The sequence below is a fragment of the Flavobacterium sp. KACC 22763 genome (assembly GCF_028736155.1).
In the GTDB taxonomy this organism is placed as follows: Bacteria; Bacteroidota; Bacteroidia; order Flavobacteriales; family Flavobacteriaceae; genus Flavobacterium.
This window is the reverse complement of record NZ_CP117879.1, coordinates 2,125,784-2,144,594: the sequence shown is the minus strand read 5'-3', so window position 1 is coordinate 2,144,594 and position 18,811 is coordinate 2,125,784. Positions and strand designations below refer to the sequence as shown.

9 protein-coding genes are annotated in these 18,811 nt (G+C 36.3%); all 9 read left to right on the top strand.

Annotation, left to right across the window (positions count from 1 at the left end):
* Nucleotides 1-75 precede the first annotated feature (75 nt).
* The 9 genes from PQ463_RS08800 to PQ463_RS08760 all read left to right on the top strand — a co-directional run bounded on the left by PQ463_RS08800 (nucleotide 76) and on the right by PQ463_RS08760 (nucleotide 18,621).
* Nucleotides 76-3,228 carry a DUF6298 domain-containing protein gene (locus tag PQ463_RS08800; protein ID WP_274257337.1) on the top strand — a complete coding sequence of 1,051 codons (3,153 nt, stop codon included), beginning with the start codon at nucleotides 76-78 and terminating at the stop codon, nucleotides 3,226-3,228.
* A gap of 174 nt (nucleotides 3,229-3,402) precedes the next feature.
* The gene (locus PQ463_RS08795; protein WP_274257335.1) at nucleotides 3,403-4,806 is read left to right on the top strand and encodes a glycoside hydrolase family 140 protein; all 1,404 of its coding nucleotides are present in this window, start codon (nucleotides 3,403-3,405) and stop codon (nucleotides 4,804-4,806) included.
* 230 nt (nucleotides 4,807-5,036) lie between these two features.
* On the top strand, nucleotides 5,037-6,605 hold the full coding sequence (locus PQ463_RS08790; protein WP_274257333.1) for a glycoside hydrolase family 28 protein: 1,569 nt from the start codon (nucleotides 5,037-5,039) through the stop codon (nucleotides 6,603-6,605).
* 79 nt (nucleotides 6,606-6,684) lie between these two features.
* Entirely contained in the window at nucleotides 6,685-7,602 is a 918-nt protein-coding gene (locus PQ463_RS08785; protein ID WP_274257331.1) for a glycoside hydrolase family 43 protein, read from the top strand.
* A 181-nt stretch (nucleotides 7,603-7,783) separates the two neighbouring features.
* Nucleotides 7,784-9,667: a sialidase/neuraminidase family protein gene (locus PQ463_RS08780; protein WP_274257328.1), complete on the top strand. Its 1,884-nt coding sequence runs from the start codon at nucleotides 7,784-7,786 to the stop codon at nucleotides 9,665-9,667.
* Nucleotides 9,668-9,861: 194 nt separating this feature from the next.
* A complete protein-coding gene (locus PQ463_RS08775; RefSeq protein WP_274257326.1) occupies nucleotides 9,862-12,642 on the top strand; it encodes a glycoside hydrolase family 78 protein in 2,781 nt (926 codons plus the stop codon).
* A 151-nt stretch (nucleotides 12,643-12,793) separates the two neighbouring features.
* Complete coding sequence (locus tag PQ463_RS08770) at nucleotides 12,794-14,212, top strand: acetylxylan esterase (protein WP_274257324.1); 1,419 nt, start codon at nucleotides 12,794-12,796, stop codon at nucleotides 14,210-14,212.
* Between the two features lie 283 nt (nucleotides 14,213-14,495).
* The gene (locus PQ463_RS08765) at nucleotides 14,496-16,952 is read left to right on the top strand and encodes a glycoside hydrolase family 95 protein (protein ID WP_274257322.1); all 2,457 of its coding nucleotides are present in this window, start codon (nucleotides 14,496-14,498) and stop codon (nucleotides 16,950-16,952) included.
* Between the two features lie 100 nt (nucleotides 16,953-17,052).
* Nucleotides 17,053-18,621 carry an MGH1-like glycoside hydrolase domain-containing protein gene (locus PQ463_RS08760; RefSeq protein ID WP_274257320.1) on the top strand — a complete coding sequence of 523 codons (1,569 nt, stop codon included), beginning with the start codon at nucleotides 17,053-17,055 and terminating at the stop codon, nucleotides 18,619-18,621.
* Nucleotides 18,622-18,811: the final 190 nt, after the last annotated feature.

Genomic DNA, 18,811 nt, shown 5'->3' with positions numbered 1-18,811 from the left:
AAAAGACAAACCTAAAAATTATATGAGCTTATATTACTTATATGGTTTAATTTTAAAGTCTAAAAAAATAATAAGGTGAATTTTATCCAATTTATAAATACAATCTCCCTTCAAAAAGATAAAATAGTTTTGTCTGGTTTGGCGATGCTTTTCAGTATAAACATCACAGCCCAAAACAATTTTCCAGATATCATAAAAACCAAAGAAGGAAAACTTTCTTTTACAACCGATAATCAAGGAAACCAAATCCCAGATTTTTCTTTCGCAGGATATAGAAACTCTGAAGTTGCCATTCCGAATTTGGATAACAAAATTTTTGTTTCGCAGCAAGAAGAAGATGCAACACAGAAAATCCAAAATGCGATTGATTATGTAAGTTCTCTTAAACCAGATAAATCAGGTTTTCGTGGAGCAGTTTTGTTAGACAAAGGAACTTTCAAAATCAGTGGAACATTATATATCAGAAAGTCGGGAGTAGTTTTAAGAGGAAGCGGAAATTCCGAAAACGGAACTGTACTTTTAGGAACAGGTTTAGAAAGAGAAGCTTTAATTAAAATTTTAGGCGTAAACGATAAAGTGTGTAAAGATTCATTTGAATTCGCAAATGCATATACACCACTTGGAACACAGAGAATTCAATTAAAAAATACTTCAAAATTAAAAGTTGGAGACGAAATCGAAATCAGCAAACCTTTAACCGATAATTTCATTAAAGAAGTAAACATGCAGGATTTCGGTGGAGAAACCTCTTGGATTGGTTGGAAAAAGGGAGACTGGACAACAACTTGGAATAGAGTCGTGACCAAAATAAACGGAAACGAGGTAATCGTAAATGCTCCAATCACAATGTCTTTGGATGATGTTTTCGGAACTTCAAAAGTAACTGTTTATTCTTGGCAGGGAAGAATTGAAAATAACGGAATTGAAAATATCCTAATAAAATCAACTTACAATCCTTTAAATTTAAAAGATGAAGAGCACAGATGGCAGGCGATCAGCATCGAAAATACCAGAAATGCTTGGGTAAAACAAGTTAATTTCAAACATTTTGCAGGCGGAGCTGTTACAGTTTTAAAAACAAGTCAGCAAATTACAGTTGAAGATTGTATTGCCACAGAACCTATTTCTGAAATCGCATCATTCAGAAGACATACTTTTTACACAGAAGGTCAGCAGACACTTTTCCAACGTTGTTATTCAGAATTTGGATATCATGATTTTGCTGTAGGCGGATTTGGTACAACAGGCCCAAATGCTTTCGTACAATGCGAATCACATTTGCCATTCGAAAACAGCGGCGCAATCGGAAGTTGGGCAACAGGAGTTTTATTTGACATTGCCAATATCGACGGAAAAGCATTAAGCTATAACAACAGAGAACAAGGCGGAAGAGGCGCTGGATGGACAGCAGCCAATTCTGTAATCTGGGAATCTTCAGCTTCAAAAGTAGAATGTTATAGTCCGCCAACAGCACAAAACTGGGCTTTTGGAGTTTGGGGACAATTTGGTGGAAATGGACACTGGAAAAACGTAAACGAACATATCAGTCCAAGAAGTTTATTCTTCACACAGCTAGAAGCCAGATTAGGAAAACTTCCAGTTCAGCCTTTTATCTATGATTTAGGTTCAGAAGCTTCTTCAAGTCCGAGTGTAGAAGTTGCTGCAGAATTAACTAAAAACTCAGCAACGACTGCAAAAGGCTTACAAGAATTGATTGTAGAAGCTTCAAAAGCAAATCTGATTAATACAGATAGTAAAGGTTTAAAAAACGCAAATGATTTAAAAATTGCTCCAAATAAAACAGAAAAATCAACTTCTAAAGTAACTACAGAAAATGGCTGGTTAACTTTTGAAGGAAAAGTAATTGCAGGAAAACAAACAAACGTAGCATGGTGGAGAGGTGATTTAAGTGATGATTTCGTAAAAAAATCTACACCGCATATCACACGTTTTGTACCTGGAAGAACAGGAAACGGATTGACCGATAAAGTACAGGAGACTGTAGATTATTTGACTAAAAATAATATCGTTGCCTTAGAACATAATTATGGTTTATGGTACGACAGAAGAATGGATGATCACGAACGCGTACGCCGAATTGATGATGATGTTTGGCCCCCGTTTTATGAACAGCCTTTCGCAAGAAGCGGGCAAGATCTAGCTTGGGATCATTTAAGTAAATATGATTTGACAAAATTCAATGATTGGTACTGGAGCCGTTTAGCTCAATTTGCAACGCTGGCAGAACCAAACGGACAATTGTTAATCAATCAGCAATATTTTCAGCACAATATTTTAGAAGCCGGAGCGCACTGGGCAAGTTCGCCTTGGCGTTCTGCAAACAATGTTAACAGCACAGGATTTCCAGAGCCACCGCCGTATGCAGGAGACAAACGTATTTTTATGGCGGAGCAGTTTTACGATATTACGAATGCACAAAGAAGAAAATTACATGAAGGTTTCATTAGAAAATCATTCGAAAACTTTCAGGAAAACAGTAACGTAATTCAGTTAACAAGTGCCGAATATACAGGTCCGTTACATTTTATGGAATTCTGGTTAGACCAAGCTCAAAAATGGAAAGATGAAACTGGTAAAAAAGGTTTAATCGGTTTAAGTGCTACGAAAGACGTTCAAGATGCTATTTTAAATGATGCTAAAAGAGTAAAAACCGTTGATGTAATCGATATTCGATATTGGTATTACAAAGAAGACGGTTCGACTTACGCTCCACAAGGAGGCGTTAATTTAGCACCGAGACAACATGCCAGAAAACTGAAAACAGGAAAAGAAACCGACAATCAGGTATATCGCGCCGTTCGTGAATACCGAGAAAAATATCCTGAAAAAGTCATTTTATATTCAACAGATGGTTCGTCAAGATTCGGATGGCCAGCATTAATGGCTGGAGCTTCATTGCCAAACATTCCGAAAATTGAATTGCCTCAATTTTATTCCGCTTTAAGCGAAATGAAATTAGTTGACGGAAATACGTTTTCAGACAATCTTTGGAAACTGGAAAACAAAGGAAAAAGCTATCTTTTTTACTTGAAAAACGACCAAGATATTACAATCGATTTAGCAAACGAAAAAGGAATATTTGAAGTATTCACAATTAATGCTTCGACAGGAAACATAACGAAAAAAGCAAATATCAGCGGAGGAAAACAAGTCACAATTCCACAAGCCGAAATAAAAGAAAAAGTGCTTTTTGTAGTGAAGAAATAAAAGAAGGGTTTGCCACGAATTACACGAATTAGCACGAATTTGATTTTAAATTAAATCTGCTCAATCTGCAAAATCTGCGTGAAAGAATAAACACAAGGAGAATAAAAATTAGTGAAAATTCGTGTAATTCGTGGCAACCAAACCCAAAAAACATAAATTCAAAAACAACCCAAAATGAATCTGAAAATTAAATCTTTATACACTCTTAGTATAAGCTTTATGTTGACAGCACAAAGCGGATTTTCGCAATCTGCCAAAACAAAAGCATCTCTGCCTGAAATCAAAGTATCTAAAAATCAGCATTATTTTGTAACCGAAAACGAAAAACCATTTTTCTGGCTTGGTGATACAGGCTGGCTGGCATTTGGGAAACTGGATAGAGCAGGAGTAGAGAAATATTTCAAAGACAGAAAAGAGAAAGGATTTAATGTTGTTCAGGTAATGGTTTTGCACAACATAAATGCCGTTAACGTGTATGGCGATGCCGCTTTAATCAACGAAGATGTTTCAAAACCTTTGATTACAGCGGGAAATGATTTCAAAGATGCAAAGCAATACGATTACTGGGATCATGTAGATTACACTTTAGATGTCGCTCAGAAAAACGGAATTTATGTAGCAATGGTTCCAGTTTGGGGAACTAACGTTTCAAAAGGAAATAGAGTGAGTAAAGAGCAAGCAACTGTTTACGCTAAGTTTTTGGCTGACCGATATAAAAACAGAACCAATGTAATTTGGTTAAACGGTGGAGACACACACGGAAATGAATTCCAAGATATCTGGAATGCCATCGGAAATACTTTAAAAACAAATAATCCAAATCAGTTGGTGACTTTTCACCCGTTTGGAAGAACCGATTCTTCAGAAAACTTCCATAACGAAAAATGGCTAGATTTTAACATGTTCCAATCAGGACACAGAAGATACGATCAGGATTCAGTAAAAACGAATTTCAAAGAAGACAATTACAAATTTGTGCTTAGAGATTTCGAATTAAGACCAACGAAACCTACACTTGATGGAGAACCATCTTACGAAGGAATTCCACACGGTTTGCACGACACTTTACAGCCAAAATGGACAGCAAACGATGTTCGCCGTTATGGATATTGGTCAGTACTTTCAGGCGGTGCAGGTTACACATACGGACACAACGCTGTAATGCAAATGTTCAGAAAAGGTGATAAACCAGCGTACGGAAACAAAGAATTATGGACATCCGCAATCAATGCGCCTGGAGCAAAACAAATGGTTTATATTAAGAAATTAATGGAGGAAGTACCATTTTTAGAAGGAGCTCCAGATGTTTCTTTAGTGGTTAATCAAGGAGAGAAATACGATTATATTCCAGCAATAAGAGGCGAAAAGTACGCTTTACTATACACTTACAACGGAAGAATAATTGAAGTAAAACTTGGAAAAATTTCAGGTGATAAATTCGAAGCGACTTGGTACAATCCAAGAAATGGAAAGAAAACTAAAATCGGAACATTTGATAACAAAGGAACTCAAAATTTTCAGCCAGAAGGAAAAAAAGAAGATGGTAATGATTGGGTTTTGATTTTGAAGTCAAAGTAACCACAAAGTTTGTCATTGCGAGGAACGAAGCAACCTCACTAACCATAAGCCACAAAGTTTGATTTTGTAAATGTGGTTGCTTCGTTCCTCGCAATGACAAAAAATGCGAATAATAAAACTCTCGCAGATTTTGCAGATCAAGCAGATAAAAAATCTTTTTAATCTGTGAAATCAGTGGCAAAAGAATCTCCACAATCTGCTAAATCTGCGAGAGAAAAAATAACACAACTATGAAAAATATACTAATAATACTCTGCTTCATAACCGGATTAAACACCGCTTTCGCAAACGCCGGCTGGTTAAACATCCTAAACGAAGGCGGAAACAACAAAGGAATAAAATGTACTCAAGCTATTCAGAATGCTATAGAAAAAGCATCTAAAAACGGCGGAGGAACGATCTTTTTTCCTGCTGGAGAATATTTAACGGGAGCTCTAACATTAAGAAGCAACATCACGATCCACTTAGATTCGGGAGCGCTTTTAAAGTTTTCAGAGAATTTCGATGATTTTCTACCTTATGTAGAAATGCGTTACGAAGGAATTGTAATGAAAAGCTTCCAACCCTTATTTTATGCTAAAGATGTGCAAAATATCACTATTACAGGAAGAGGCGTAATCGACGGACAAGGAAAAGCATGGTGGAATGAAGTATACAGAATAGAAACAGCTAAAGAACCGCTTCCTCCAACCAAATACCAAACCATGTGGGAAGAGCAAAATAAAGGACTTTACACAGAACCGTATTACAAAAGAACGGTTGACAAGAAGTTTTTCAGACCTTCTTTCTTTCAGGCTTACAACTGCAAAAATATTTTGATTGAAGGTGTAACCTTTCAAAATTCACCTTTCTGGACAATCAACCCAGAATTTTGTGATAATGTAACCGTTACCGGAATTTCAATTTTCAATCCGCATTCGCCAAATACAGACGGAATCAATCCTTCTTCTTGTACCAATGTTCGCATTTCAAACTGCCATATCAGCGTTGGAGACGATTGTATCACGATTAAATCAGGAAGAGACGGTGACGGACGTAAATACGGAAAAGCAACAGAAAATGTTACCATTACAAACTGTACCATGTTAAGCGGTCACGGTGGCGTTGTAATTGGAAGTGAAATGTCTGGCGGTATCAAAAAAATCACCATTTCAAATTGTGTTTTTGATGGAACAGATCGCGGAATCCGCATCAAATCGGCTCGAGGAAGAGGCGGAGTTGTAGAAGATATTCGCGTCGATAATATCGTCATGAAAAACATCAAAGAAGAGGCTATCGTATTGAGCCTTTTTTACGATAAAGGAACTCAGGTTGAACCTGTAACCGAAAAAACGCCAATTTTCAGAAACATTCACATGAGTAATATTACAGCTTCAAATGTAAACAAAGCCGGACAAATTTTAGGAATTACTGAAATGCCGATTCAAGATATCACTTTTTCTAATATCAATATGGACGGAAAAGAAGGTTTTACAGTTAGCACAGCGACAGATGTTGAATTTCACGATGTAAAAGTGAATGCAACTGTAGGTTCTTCTTTCAAAATATCAGATTCAAAAAACATCATTTTAGATAATGTTGGATCTTCAACACCAATAAAAGGCGTTCCGGTTATCAAATTAGATAATGTTTCGAATGCGTTGATCAACAATAATTTTCCATTCAATCCAACTGATATTTTTATCGAAGCCAATGGAAAAGATACTAAAAATATTTTCCTGAAAAACAATGTGTTTAACAATGTAACGACGAAAGTCAAAAAAGGAGCTTCTTTAGATAAAAAAGCAATTACAGAATAGATTATAATAACACAGATTTCACGAATTTACACCAATTTAATTCGTGCTAATTCGTGAAATTAGTGTTCAATTTTATATCATGAAAAAAATATTCATCATAATAACCCTTTCGCTTTTTGCTGTAAGTTATTCGCAGAAAAAGAAAGATTTATATCTTTTTACATCATTTAGAGAACCCGCAACAGAAGGTTTATATTTGGCGTACAGCGAAGACGGTTACAACTGGAAAGGATTGGAAGGATCATTTCTAAAACCAGAAATCGGAGCCAGTAAAATCATGCGGGATCCGTCAATTACAAAAGGAGCAGACGGAACCTATCACATGGTTTGGACAACCGATTGGAAAGGTGGAAATGGTTTTGGCTACGCAAGTTCAAAAGACTTGATTCACTGGTCAGAACAGCAATATATTCCAGTGATGAAGAATGAACCAGAAGTCGTAAACGTTTGGGCGCCGGAGATTTTTTATGATGATGTAAAAAAAGAATACATTATAATCTGGGCATCGACAATTCCGTTCCGATTTCCAAAAGGCGTGGAAGAAGAGAAAAACAACCACAGAATGTATTATGTTACAACAAAAGATTTTAAAACTTTTTCAGATACAAAATTATATTACGATCCAGGTTTCAGCGTAATCGATTGTGTAATTGTCAAAAAAGGAAAGAAAGATTATGTTTTGGTTTTAAAAGACAACACAAGACCAATGCGAAACATAAAAGTAGCCTTCGGGAAATCGCCTTTAGGGCCGTTTGAAAAACCTTCAAAACCTTTAACCGAATATTTATCTGAAGGTCCGACAGTAGTGAAAGTGGATAAAAACTGGTTATTGTATTATGATAATTACGGTTCAAAAAATTATAAAACATTAAGTACTACAGATTTTGTTCATTTTGAAGATGTATCATCCAAAATAAGCCTTCCAGAAGGACACAAACACGGAACGATTACAACAATCTCTGCAGACGTTTTAAAGGGATTAATTGACAGAAAATAAAAATCAGCTAAATCTGCCAAATCTGCGAGAGTAATTTTTTTTCTCCCGCAGATCAAGCAGATAAAAAAGTTTAGAAAAATCTCACGCAGATTTAAAATGATTTAAGCAGATCAAGCAGATTTTTAAATCTGTATAAATCAAAAAGATTAAAATTAAATCGGCTAAAATCTGCAAAATCTGCGTGAAACAAAAAAAATATAAAATGATTGCTTTCCAAAACATAAAAACCAACATCATTACAGCCACAATCCTTTTGGCTTGCACCGCTGTAAATGCACAAAACGACACAGTGCGTTATGTTGGCAAAACACTTTCCAACATCGATTACCATCACGGACAATTAAGTCCAGTGGTTGGAGTTCACGCTACCCAAATTATGCGTGCAAGCCGTGAACATCCCGAAAAATCGGATGGTTTTGGCTGGACATACAATCACCAGCCGATGATGGCGTATTGGAATAATACCTTTTATTTACATTATTTAAGCGATCCTTCGGGCGAACATATTCCGCCAAGCCAAACTTTATTAATGACTTCTAAAGACGGTGTAACGTGGACAAAACCAGAAGTAATTTTCCCAATTTACCGTATTCCTGACGGATGGAAGAAAGAAGGAGTTGAAGGCGTTGCCAAAAATCTGGATGCGATTATGCACCAGAGAATGGGCTTTTATACCTCAAAAGACAACCGACTTTTTGCTTTAGCGTATTACGGAATTGCAATGGATGAAAAAGATGATCCAAACGATGGAAAAGGAATTGGTCGTGTGATTCGTGAAATCAAGAAAGACGGTAGTTTCGGCGAAATTTATTTCATTAGATACAACAAAACTTGGGACAAATCGAAATCGAAATTCCCATTTTATACCGCATCAAAAGACAAAGGTTTGAAAAAAGCCTGCGAAGAAATCTTATCAGAACCTTTGGTTTTACAGCAATGGGTAGAAGAAGCCGATCGTGATGATGAATTAATTCCGTTACAGAAACCTTATAAAGCCTTTAGTTATTACCATTTGCCAAGCGGAAATGTAGTAGGATTATGGAAACACGCTTTAACTTCAATAAGTAGAAATGGTGGAAAATCTTGGGATTATATGCCATTGCGTGCTCCTGGATTTGTAAACAGCAATGCTAAAATCTGGGGACAAAAAACGTCAGACAATCGTTATGCAACGCTTTATAATCCGTCGGAATATCGCTGGCCTTTGGCAATTTCAACAAGCGATGACGGATTAAATTATAAAGATTTATTATTGGTTCATGGAGAAGTAAGTCCGATGCGTTACGGTGGAAATTATAAATCAGCAGGTCCTCAATACGTTCGTGGAATTACAGAGAAAAATGGAACTCCGCCAGATGGAAAAATCTGGGTGGGATACAGCATGAATAAAGAAGATATCTGGGTGGCTTCGATTCCTGTTCCTGTAACTTCGGTGGTTACCGAAAATGTAAATGATGTTTTTAATAATCTTCCTGATGGACAAGAACTAAAACTATGGAATACATATGACCTTTCATGGGCATCAACAAAAATCGAAAAGAAAGCCGATGGTAAAAAATGGCTGACTTTAAGAGATCAGGATTATTTTGATTATTCCCGAGCTGAAAGAGTTATTCCTTTTGCATCAAAAATGGAAGCTATTTTTACGGTAAAACCAGAGCAAAATAATCATGGTTTATTACAGATTGAATTCCAAAACAAACAAGGTTTGCCTTCTGTAAGATTGATTTTTGATTCGGATGGAGAATTAAAGGTAAAAAATGGTGCGCGTTTGAGTTCGGTTACAAAATACGAAGCAAACAAATCGTATACAATTACAGTTAAATTAGATGCTAAAAACCGTCAGTACACTATAAAAGTAAACGATGGAAAAGAATCAACAAAGATATTTTATGCGCCAACAGACGGTTTCGAGCGAATTATGTTCCGCACAGGAGAACAAAGACATTCTCCAGATCCTGACACAGCGCCAGATACAGACGATTACGACGACCTGCCTCAAACCGGAAAATTAATCCCAGAAGCAGTATTCAATATCGAATCTTTGATTACTAGAAAGTTGTAAAAAGTTGAAATAGCCACGAATTCACGAATTATTTTATAAAAAGTGCGTAGTTATTTGCCACAGATTAAAATGATTTACACAGATTATAATCCGATTAATCTTTTAATCTGTGGCAGGAAAAATTAGAGAAATTAAACGCAAAGAAAAAATTTGAGTTAATTTGTGAATTCGTGGCGAAAAAAATACTATATAAAGTGAAGTTTTTTAAATACATATTATTAGTTGTTACTTTTTTAATCACGTTCATTTCAAATGGACAAATTCTGCCTGTACGTTTAACAACAGAAATGGCTGAAAACCCATTAGCAGTTGTGGAGAATCAGCCGAAATTAAGCTGGCAATTGGTTTCAAAAGAATTCGATGCATCGCAAGTTGCTTATTTGATTTTAGTAGCTTCATCAGAAGAAAAATTGAACAATGACGACGGAGATATTTGGAACAGCGGAAGAGTTAATACCGACAAAAACCTGCATATAGTTTATAGCGGAAAAACATTAAAAAGCGAAACCAAATATTTCTGGAAAGTGAAAGTTTGGAATCAATCAGGGAAAGTTTCAAAATGGAGCAAAACAGCTTCGTTCAGAACTGCTTCGTTAGAATCAGATTTAAACCCAATTTGGATTGGAGCTATTACAAAGGCCGACAGTCATTTGCCGGAAGGTAGAAACTACCACACAGCCACTTTCAACAGAGAAAAAAAGATGTCCTTTATCAATGCTTCCGATTCTTTGGCACGCAGAAGTATCATGCTTCGTAAACCTTTCGAAATCGAAAAAGCAGTCAAAGAAGCAGTTGTTTATATTTCAGGTTTAGGGCATTACGAATTGACTATCAATGGGAAAAAGGTAGGAAACAGCCAGTTTGCACCTCTGTGGACAGATTATGATAAAACGGTTAACTACAATGTTTATGAGTTAAGCGCAAAAGATTTTCAAAAAGGCGATAACGTAATTGGTGTTTTGTTAGGAAACGGAATGTACAACACACTTGCAGAAAGATATACCAAATTCTTTGTAAGTTTTGGACCGCCAACTTTATTCTTTAAAATGAAAATCAAGTATAACGACGGTTCAGAAGAAATTATAAAGTCAGATAGATCTTGGAAATACAGCAAGAGTCCGATTACGTATAACAGTATTTTTGGAGGAGAAGATTACAATGCCAATTTAGAGCAAAAAGGTTGGGATCGTAAAGGTTTCAAAGATAGAGATTGGAAAAAAGTTGTCATTCAGGAAGCACCAAAAGGAGTTCTTAGACCACAGACTGCTCCGCCGGTTACCATTCAGAAACAATACGAAGTTAAAACCGTAAAAGAGCTGAAACCAAACTTCTATGTTTTTGATATGGGACAGAATCTTTCTGGTTTTCCAACCATCAAAGTAAAAGGAAAAAGAGGACAAACGATTCGTGTTTGGGTTGCCGAAGGGTTAAATGAAGAGGGCACAATCGCGCAGGGAAGATCAGGAAAACCATACTATTACGATTATATTTTAAAAGGCGATGGAGTTGAAGAATGGACGCCAAAATTCAGTTTCTACGGTTATCAATATGTTCAAATTGAAAATATTAATTATAAAGAAGATAAGAATGCAGCGCTTCCAACTTTGGTTGATTTAAAATCGAATTTCATTTACAATTCGGCTGGAGAAGCGGGAAGTTTTTCATGTTCGAATGAGATTTTCAATAAAACACACGAATTGATAAATAATTCGATTAAAAGTAATTTTCAAAGTGTTTTTACCGATTGCCCACAACGTGAAAAGTTAGGTTGGCTAGAAGAAATTCAGTTAAATGGACCTGGATTAATGTTCAATTATAATCTTCAGACTTTCCTTCCTGCAACGATGCAGAATATTTCTGATTCACAAAGAGATAACGGTTTAATTCCAACCATTGTTCCTGAATATGTCATTTTTGGAGGCGATTTTACCGATTCTCCAGAATGGGGCGTTACAGGTGTGATTCTGCCTTGGATGTATTACGAATATTACGGAGACGCTTTATTATTAGAAAAATATTTTCCTGTAATGAAAAACTACGTGGATTATTTAGGAACTAAAGCAACAAACCATATCGTTTCACACGGATTAGGCGATTGGTACGATTACGGAACGCATCCAGCAGGATATTCTAAAAACAGTCCGATTGCGCTTTCTGCGACTTCGCACTATTATTATGGCGCTTATTTAGTAGCAAAAGCATCAAAATTACTAGGAAAAACGGAAGATTTTGAGAAATACAATACTTTGGCTTCTGAGATTAAAACAGCTTTCAATAAGGAATTTTTTAACGAAGAAACTAAACAATACGGAACAAACAGCCAGTTTAGCAACTCGGTTCCGATTTTTATGGATATTGTAGAACCTCAGTATAAAGAAGCTGTAATGCAAAATCTGTTAGCTGATATCAAAGAAAAAGGAGATCGTTTAACAACGGGAGATGTTGGAAATCGTTATTTATTTCAGACTTTGGCAAGAAACGGCGAAAATGAAACGATGTACAGAATGCACAATCATTACGATGCGCCGGGTTATGGTTTTCAGATTAAATTTGGCTTGACCACTTTAACGGAACAATGGGATCCGAGAAAAGGAAATTCGTGGAATCATTTTATGTTAGGGCAAATTGAAGAATGGTTTTACCAAAGTTTAGCCGGAATTATGTCCGATCCTGAAAAACCGGGATTCAAACATTTCTTTATTCAGCCAGAAGTGGTAGGCGATATGACTTTCGCGAAAGCGGACTATCAATCGGTTTATGGAAAAATTGCTTCTTCTTGGGAAAAGAAGGACGGCAAATTTATTTTGACAGTTCAGATTCCAGTGAATACAACAGCGACAATAAAATTGCCGGTTGCTAAAAATTCAGAAATAAAAATGGATGGCAAAAGATTTAAGACAGGTTTTGATGAAAAAGCTCAAAAGCCTGTTTTGGAATTAGGATCTGGAATTTATACAATAGAATGTACATTATAATGGAACGCGGATGATGCAGATTCGCTATCGCGAAAACGCGGATTTACACGGATTTTTTTATTTGTTTTTAGGAAAAAGAAAATCCGTTTTAATCCGCGTCTTTACGAAGTAAATCCGTTTCATCCGTGTACCAACATACAACAATATTAAAATGAAAAAAATAAAATACATCTTCTTAGTTTCCATTTTTGCTTTGACATTTGCCAATGCGCAAAGCACTTCTGACACTAATTTTAGAAAGCCTGTATCAGAAACGCTTAAAAAAATCGAAACGATTTTTAACGTTACAATCAACGATGACAGAGGTTTATTAAAAGGAAAAGAACTGGATTACGCCGATTGGAGAATTGAACCTGGAAATCTGCCACTTTCGCTGACTAATATTCTAGCGCCGTTTGAATTGATGTATTTTAAACAACCCGATGGAACCTACATCATACGCAAGTATGAAAACCATAAAGTTTCGGTAGATAAAGGAAAAGAACGTTTGTTTTACTTAGAAAGTCTTTACTCGACGAAAGAAGAATGGGAAAAACGTAAAACGGAGTTAAAAGCTTGTATGATTGAATCATTTGGTTTGGATAAGGCGCCCCCTACACCAAAATCTAAACCACTTTTAACTCCAAAAAGAATTTACAAAGATTACAGTGTCGAAAATATTGCATTGGAAATTTTGCCTGGTGTTTATGCGACAGGATCGATTTACAAACCATATCCGTTAAATAAAAAAACAGCAGTTATTTTAACTCCTGACGGACATTTTGGCGACGGAAGATATAGAAAAGATGAGCAGTACCGTTGTGCCATGATGGCAAAAATGGGAGCTATTGTGGTAGGTTACGATTTATTTGCTTGGGGAGAATCATTATTGCAATTTCCAGAAGAAACACACAGAAACAGTATTGCATCTACAGTTCAGGTTTTAACCGGAATTCGTTTATTGGATTATTTAGAAACGGTTAAGAATGCTGATATGACAAGAGTTGGAGTTACAGGTGGCTCTGGCGGAGGATCGCATACGATGTTTTTAGCGGCTATTGATGATCGAGTGAAAGTTTCAGCTCCAGTTGTAATGGTTTCGTCTCATTTCTCAGGCGGTTGTCCATGCGAAAGCGGACGCGGAATTCACTTATGTGGAAACGGAACAAACAATGCCGAAATCTCAGCGATGATGGCACCAAAACCGCAATTGATTGTCTCTGATGGAAAAGATTGGACATTGGCAGTTCCGGAATTGGAATTTCCTTTTATCCAAAGAACGTATGAATTGTACGGAAAGAAAGATTTAGTCGAAAATGCACATTTTGCAAAAGAAGGACACGATTTCGGAATCTCGAAACGTATGGCTTTGTATCCGTTTATGGCGAAATATTTAAATCTAGATTTGAATAAAGTGAAGAACGACAAAGGCGAAATCGACGAATCGACTTGTGTCATTGAACCAAAAGAGAAGTTGTTGGTTTTTGGAGATAAAGGTGAAAAACTACCGAAAAATGCTTTAAAAGACATCAACAAATTATATGAAATGTTTGGAGAAAAAAATCTGAAAGTTTACGAGGTTAAGAAGTAATATTTGGGCGTGACCCAATTTGAAAAAGGGGGCAATTTTGTAACCGCTCATTTCGCCCCCTTTCGCAAATCGGGTCGGGCTATCCGCGCTACTTTGGTAGCCAGCTTCTATCCCTCACGCGCTCTCGTAACTCAAGAACATTTGGGTTTTGATTAGAAATAATACCTACAAGGTTTTGTAAACCTTGCAGGATTCGTAAAATTTCAAAACAAATGAATTTGTGATAATTTGTGCAATTTGCGGTTAAAAAAACAATTCGGGCTTTGCCTAAAAAGTATAAAATATGAATTTAAGAAATAAAATTACAGTCCTCTGTTTCGGAATTGTTTCCTTCGCTACAACAGCGCAAAGCAACAGCGACCTAAAACTTTGGTACGATAAACCAGCCTCAATCTGGAACGAAGCCTTGCCTTTAGGTAACGGACGTTTAGGTGCAATGGTTTTTGGCGACCCAGCTGTAGAGCGTTTGCAGTTGAACGAAGAAACGATTTGGGCAGGTTCTCCAAACAGCAATGCACATACTAAATCAATAAAAGCACTTCCAATTGTTCGTCAGTTAATTTTTGATGGAAAATTTGATGAAGCGCAGGATCTGGCAACACAGGATATTATGTCGCAAACCAATGACGGAATGCCGTATCAGACTTTTGGAAGCGTGTATATTTCATTCGCAGGACATCAAAAATATACGGATTATTATCGTGATTTAGACATCAGTAATGCGACGGCGAAGGTAAAATACAAAGTAAACGGTGTTGAATTTACAAGAGAAATTCTGACTGCATTTTCAGATCAAGTTATTGTAGTGAAACTTTCGGCAAGTCAACCAGGGCAGATTACTTGTAATGTTTTCATGAACAGTCCGATTGATAAAACGGTTGCTTCGACAGAAGGAAACCAGATTATACTTTCTGGAGTTGGAACTAACTTTGAAGGTGTAAAAGGAAAAGTAAAATTTCAAGGCCGATTAACAGCTAAAAACAAAGGCGGTGAAATTGATGCAAGCAACGGCGTTTTAAGCATCAACAAAGCCGATGAAGTAACTTTATACATTTCGATTGCAACCAACTTCAAAAACTATCAGGATATTTCGGGAGATGAAATTGCAAAAAGCAAAGACTATTTAACTAAAGCCGAAGTAAAAGATTTTGAAACCATAAAGAAAGCGCATGTTGACTATTACCAAAAATTCTTCAACAGAGTTACTTTAGATTTAGGTTCAAACGAATTGACAAAGAAACCAACAAACGAAAGAATCAGAGATTTCTCGAAACAATTTGATCCGCAATTAGCTGCTTTATATTTCCAGTTTGGACGTTATCTTTTAATTTCAAGTTCACAGCCAGGCGGACAGCCAGCCAATTTACAAGGAATTTGGAACGATATGGTCACTCCGCCTTGGGACAGTAAATACACCACAAACATCAATGCCGAAATGAATTACTGGCCTGCACAAGTAACCAATTTGCAGGAAATGCACGAGCCTTTTGTACAAATGGCAAAAGAGTTGGCTGTAACTGGTGGAGAAACTGCCAAAACAATGTACAATGCTAGCGGTTGGGTTCTGCATCACAATACCGATATCTGGCGTGTAACCGCTCCAGTAGATTCAGCAGCTTCGGGAATGTGGCCGACGGGTGGCGCTTGGGTTTGTCAGGATTTATGGGAAAGATATTTATATACTGGTGATAAAAAATATTTAGCAGAAATTTATCCAATTATGAAAGGTGCTGCTGATTTCTTTTTGGATTTCATGGTGATAGATCCAAACACAAAATATTTAGTTGTTGTTCCTTCAAGTTCTCCTGAAAACACACACGCAGGCGGAACAGGAAAAGCAACAATTGCATCGGGAACAACAATGGATAATCAGTTGGTTTTTGATTTATTTACGCATGTTATGGAAGCTTCGGCTTTGGTTTCTCCTGATGCAGCTTATGTGAAAAAAATAAGTGATGCTTTGGCAAAAATGCCACCAATGAAAGTCGGAAAACACAATCAGCTGCAGGAATGGCAGGATGATTGGGATAACCCAAAAGATAATCATAGACACGTTTCGCATTTATATGGCTTGTATCCAAGTAATCAGATTTCGCCAATTAAAACACCTGAATTATTTGAAGCGGCAAAACAATCTTTAATTTATAGAACAGACGAATCTACAGGTTGGTCAATGGGATGGAAAGTGAATTTATGGGCGAGATTATTAGATGGAAATCACGCTTATAAATTGATTCAGGATCAATTACATTTGGTAACAGCAGATCAAAGAAAAGGTGGTGGAACGTATCCGAATATGTTAGATGCGCATCAGCCATTTCAAATTGATGGAAATTTTGGATGTACAGCTGGTTTTGCCGAAATGCTAATGCAGAGTCAAGAAGATGCGATTCAGTTATTGCCTGCTTTGCCAACGGTTTGGAAAGATGGAAGCATAAAAGGTTTGGTTGCCAGAGGTGGTTTTCTAATAGATATGACCTGGAAAAATAATAAAGTTTCGGAGTTGAAAATTTACTCGAAAATTGGAGGAAACTGTCGATTAAAAGTACAAAATACGCTGAAAGGCTCTTCTTTAAAAAAAGCAAAAGGAAAAAATCCGAATCCGTTGTTTTATGATGTAGAAGTGAAAAAACCGATTATTTCTAAAGAAGCAAAATTGCCTAAAGTACAATTGCCAAATTATAATATTTACGATGTGAATATGAAAGCAGGGCAGACGTATACTTTTACTGGGAATTAAAAATATTTAAAACCATATAAGTGATATAAGAAAATATAAAGGAAAATTTAATTGAACTTGTATTACTTACATGGTTTAACTTAAAAAGATTGAATTTTAAATGTTGACAAATTTCAAACATAAAATAATAACACTTTCAATAGTAATCGCTTGTATAAACAGCAGTTGCAAATCGACTGCGGAACATTCTAAAAAAGGAAAATCGGTTATTTTAAAAGAAAAAAACTTTAAACATTATGTTGATTATTTCAATACGATGGAAGATGAAAACTTAAAATTTGCGATTCCGAATGACAGCGCTTGGGCTTGGATGGAAAAGAATATTCCGTTGTTTGAATGTCCACAGCAGAATTTTGAGGAGATTTATTATTTCAGATGGTGGAGCGTTCGAAAGCATATTAAAAATACTCCACAAGGATTTGCAATTACCGAGTTCTTGGTTGATCGTTCGTATGCTGATAAATACAATATGATTAGTTGTGCGTTGGGGCATCATATTAACGAATTCAGATGGGTTCATGATCCGAAATATATCGAGCAGGATGTGAAACTTTGGTACAGAGGAAATGATGGAAAACCGATGAATAAATTGTATAAATTCAGCAGTTGGACAGCGGATGCTTTGTATAATCGTTATTTGGTAAATAAAGATGAAGAATTCTTATTGGATTTGTACCCAGACATGGTTACCGATTATGCCGTTTGGGAAAAAGATCGTCAACGCAAAGATGGTTTGTTTTGGCAGCATGATGTAAAAGATGGAATGGAAGAATCTTTAAGCGGAGGAAGAAAAGTGCAAAATGCAAGACCAACGATTAACAGTTATATGTACGGAAACGCTGTAGCGATTTCTAAAATGGCTGAAATGAAAGGTGATAAAGAAACAGAAACCAAATTCAAAGCGAAAGCTGATGTTCTGCAAAAATTAGTAGAAACAAAATTATGGAATAAGAAAAGTGATTTTTTTGAAACTTTAACAGAAAAAGATACTTTAGCACAAGTTCGAGAAGCAATCGGGTTTATTCCGTGGTATTTTAATCTTCCAGAGCAAAATAAAGGTTTTGAAAAAGCTTGGGAACAGATTAAGGATGAAAAAGGATTTTCGGCTCCATTCGGTTTAACAACAGCAGAAAGAAGAAGTCCGCGTTTTAGAACACATGGAACAGGAACCTGCGAATGGGATGGTGCAATTTGGCCTTTTGCAAGTTCACAGACCTTAACGGCTTTAGCTAATGTTTTGAATAATTACAATCAGAATTTTGTAGCCAAACCTGATTATTTCAAACAGATGGAATTGTATGTTCAGTCGCAATATTATAGGGGAAAACCTTATCTTGGCGAGTATTTGGATGAAACAACGGGTTATTGGTTAATGGGCGACAGAGAAAGAAGCCGTTACTACAATCACTCCACTTTCAATGATTTGGTGATTACAGGTTTGATTGGTTTACGCCCGAGAGCAGATGAAAAGATTGAAGTAAATCCGTTGATTCCACAAGAAAAATGGGATTGGTTTTGTTTGGATAATGTTTTATATCACGGAAATATCATTACGATTCTTTGGGATAAAACGGGAGAAAAATATAAAAAAGGTAAAGGTTTTAGAATCTTTAAGAATGGAAAAGAAATTGCAGTTTCTGAGAGATTGGAGAAGTTGGTTTCTGAATAATTTAAGTATTTAACTGTCTAGTTTGTCATTTCGACGAAGGAGAAATCTTCGTTAGTAGCTCGACAAAGATTATCGATTTAGATTGTGGAGTTTCTTGCGAAGATTTCTCCTTCGTCGAAATGACAAAAATGAGGATAATTTACTCCCGCAGATTTTGCAGATTTAGGAGATTTAAAAAATAGAGTAAAAT